At 65.3% G+C, this 2,864-nt stretch carries 2 protein-coding genes and 1 pseudogene; 1 reads left to right on the forward strand and 2 read right to left on the reverse strand.

The features are described 5' to 3' along the window. Positions 1-176 precede the first annotated feature (176 nt). Complete coding sequence (locus EOA32_RS35850) at positions 177-1,598, forward strand: MFS transporter (protein WP_127240003.1); 1,422 nt, start codon at positions 177-179, stop codon at positions 1,596-1,598. Positions 1,599-1,643: 45 nt separating this feature from the next. Here EOA32_RS35850 and EOA32_RS35855 read toward each other — a convergent pair whose 3' ends face one another. Together EOA32_RS35855 and EOA32_RS35860 are read right to left on the reverse strand one after the other, a co-directional pair. Beyond that, positions 1,644-2,339: an RlmE family RNA methyltransferase gene (locus EOA32_RS35855; RefSeq protein WP_067000629.1), complete on the reverse strand. Its 696-nt coding sequence runs from the start codon at positions 2,337-2,339 to the stop codon at positions 1,644-1,646. Beyond that, positions 2,336-2,864 (reverse strand): annotated as a pseudogene (locus EOA32_RS35860) (Ppx/GppA family phosphatase); the annotation flags it as partial. The gene EOA32_RS35855 and the pseudogene EOA32_RS35860, both read right to left, overlap by 4 nt.

Raw genomic sequence — 2,864 nt, forward strand, 5'->3', positions numbered from 1 at the left:
ACCCAGAGGCTCTGTTTATCAAGCGGCGCGCGCGATGATTCCCAGCGAGGGTTGCGGCCGCACAAAAGTGACAGCAAATTAATGCGACATCCGGGCCAATTGGTGGTACCGCCCCGGCATGCCGGCTCGCCCCCAAAGCCAGGCCCGGAATCGCGAAGTCAAATCAGGGCGTCCCCTTGAACCGCATCATCCCGCTCATCCTGGCGGTCGCTCTTTTCATGGAGAACATGGATTCGACCGTGATCGCGACCTCGCTGCCGGCAATCGCCATCGACATCCACACCAGCCCGATCGCGCTGAAGCTGGCGCTGACGGCCTATCTCGTGTCGCTGGCGATCTTCATTCCGATCAGCGGCTGGATGGCGGACCGGTTCGGGGCCAAGAACGTGTTTCGCGCCGCGATCGCCGTCTTCATCGCCGGCTCGGTCGCCTGCGCCTTCTCCAATTCGCTGCCGGCCTTCGTGGTGTCGCGTTTCCTGCAAGGCATGGGCGGCGCCATGATGACGCCGGTCGGGCGCCTGGTGCTGGTGCGCGCGACGCCAAAGAGCGAACTCGTCGCGGCGATGTCATGGCTGACGGTGCCGGCGCTGGTCGGGCCGTTGGTCGGCCCGCCGATCGGCGGCTTCATCACCACCTATTTCACTTGGCACTGGATCTTTTTGATCAACGTGCCGATCGGGCTTTTGGGCATCTGGCTTGCCACCCGCTATTTGCCGGAAACCGACCCCGCCAAAACGCCGCCGCTCGACTTCCCGGGCTTCGTGCTCAGCGGCCTCGCGGCGTCCGGCATCGTCTTCGGCCTCTCGGTGGTCAGCCTCCCCGCTTTGCCGCCGATCGCCGGCTTCATTACCGTTGCCGTCGGCCTGGTTTCGGGCGTGCTTTATCTGCTGCATGCTCGGCGCGCCAGGAACCCGCTGTTGGCGCTGGAGCTCTTCAGAAACCAGGTGTTCCGCTCCTCCGTGCTCGGCGGCTCGCTGTTCCGCATCGGCATCGGCGCGGTGCCTTTCCTGCTGCCGCTGATGTTCCAGATCGGCTTCGGGCTGACGCCGTTCCAGTCCGGTATGATCACCTTCGTCTCCGCGGTCGGCGCCATCGGCATGAAGTTCGTCACCGCGCTGCTCTTCAGGCTCGCCGGGTTCCGGCGGGTGCTGATCTGGGGATCGCTGATCGCCGCCGGCTCGATTGCCATCTACGGCCTTTTCACCCCCGCAACCCCCTATGCGCTGATGCTCGCGATCCTTTTGGTCGGCGGCTTCATCCGCTCGATGTTCTTCACCGGCGTCAACGCGCTGTCCTACGCCGAAGTATCGACCGCCGACACCAGCAAGGCGACGCCGATCGTTGCCGTGTTCCAGCAGTTGTCGATCGCGCTCGGCGTGGCGCTGGCCGGCGGCATCCTCGAAGTGTCGACTTCGATCCATGGCGGCCCGCTGACGCTTGGCGATTTCCACATCGCCTTCTTCATCGTCGCGGCGGTTTCGGCGGCGGCATCGCTGACCTTCATGCGGCTGGCGCCGGACGCCGGCAATGCGGTGTCGGGACATGGCAAATTGACGACGCCGAAGACGCTGGAGGCGGTGGGGACCGCAGGGAAATGAGCGCCACCTTTCCCTTCTCTCCTGACAAGGGGAGAAGGTTAGGCGCTACCCCTTGAACTCCTTCGCCAGCAGATAAAGCTCCACCGACTCGTCGCGCGAGGCCGGCGGCTTCACATGATGAACCGAGCGAAAATTCTGCTTGAGCCGCGAGAGCAGCTCGTTCTCGGCCCCGCCCTGAAAGGTCTTGGCGAGGAAATGGCCGCCGGGCTTCAAAACCTGCAGCGCGAAATCCGCCGCCACTTCGCACAAATGCATGGTGCGCAGATGATCGGTCCGGCGGTGCCCGGTGGTGGGGGCCGCCATGTCCGACAGCACGACATCGGGCTGACCGCCGAGCGCCTCTGACAGCTTTTGCGGCGCGTCGTGATCGAGGAAATCCATCTGCAGGATGACGGCGCCCGGCACGGCGTCCATCTCAAGATAGTCGATGCCGACGACATGCGGGTTTTCCGCGCTCGATTTGGTGCGGGCCGCCGCCACCTGGCACCAGCCGCCGGGCGCGGCGCCGAGGTCGATCACCTTCATGCCGGGTTTCAAAAGATGATGCTTGTCGTCGATCTCGGTGAGCTTGTAGGCGGCGCGCGAACGGTAACCATCGGCCTTGGAGCGCTGCACATAGGGGTCGTTCATGTGCCGCTCGAGCCAGCGGCGCGAGGATTCCTTCAGGCCGCTCTTCTTCTTGATCCGGGTCTTCAGCACGCGCATGCCGGCCGAGCCCGGCTTCTCTGGCTTCCTGCTCATTGTCGGCCACGCCCGTCATGACGCCAGACGCCGTCATCGGCCATCAGTTCGCTCAAGATGCCTTCGCGCAGGCCGCGGTCGGCGACCCGCAGCCGCTCCGACGGCCATACGCCGCGGATCGCCTCCAGGATGGCGCAGCCGGCAAGCACCAGGTCGGCGCGGTCGGCGCCGATGCAGGGATTGGCGACGCGCTGCTGGAAATCCCAGCCGATCAGTTTTTCCACCATGCGGTCGACGCTCTGACGGTCCATCCACAACCCGTCGACGCGGCGGCGATCGTAGCGCTCGAGGTCGAGATGGACGCCGGCCAGCGTCGTCACCGTGCCGGAGGTGCCGAGCAGATGGAAATTCGGACTGGCGAGCACATGCGCGAGCCGGTTGCGGCCGTCGAAGGCCTTGAGCCGCACCGCAACGTCATCGACCATGGCGGCGAAGGTCTCGCGCGTCACCGTGCGGCCGCCGAAACGTTCGGCGAGCGAGACGACACCCACGGGCAGCGACGTCCAGGAGACGATGTGGTTGGCC

The organism is Mesorhizobium sp. M1A.F.Ca.ET.072.01.1.1, assembly GCF_004023325.1.
Lineage (GTDB): Bacteria > Pseudomonadota > Alphaproteobacteria > Rhizobiales > Rhizobiaceae > Mesorhizobium.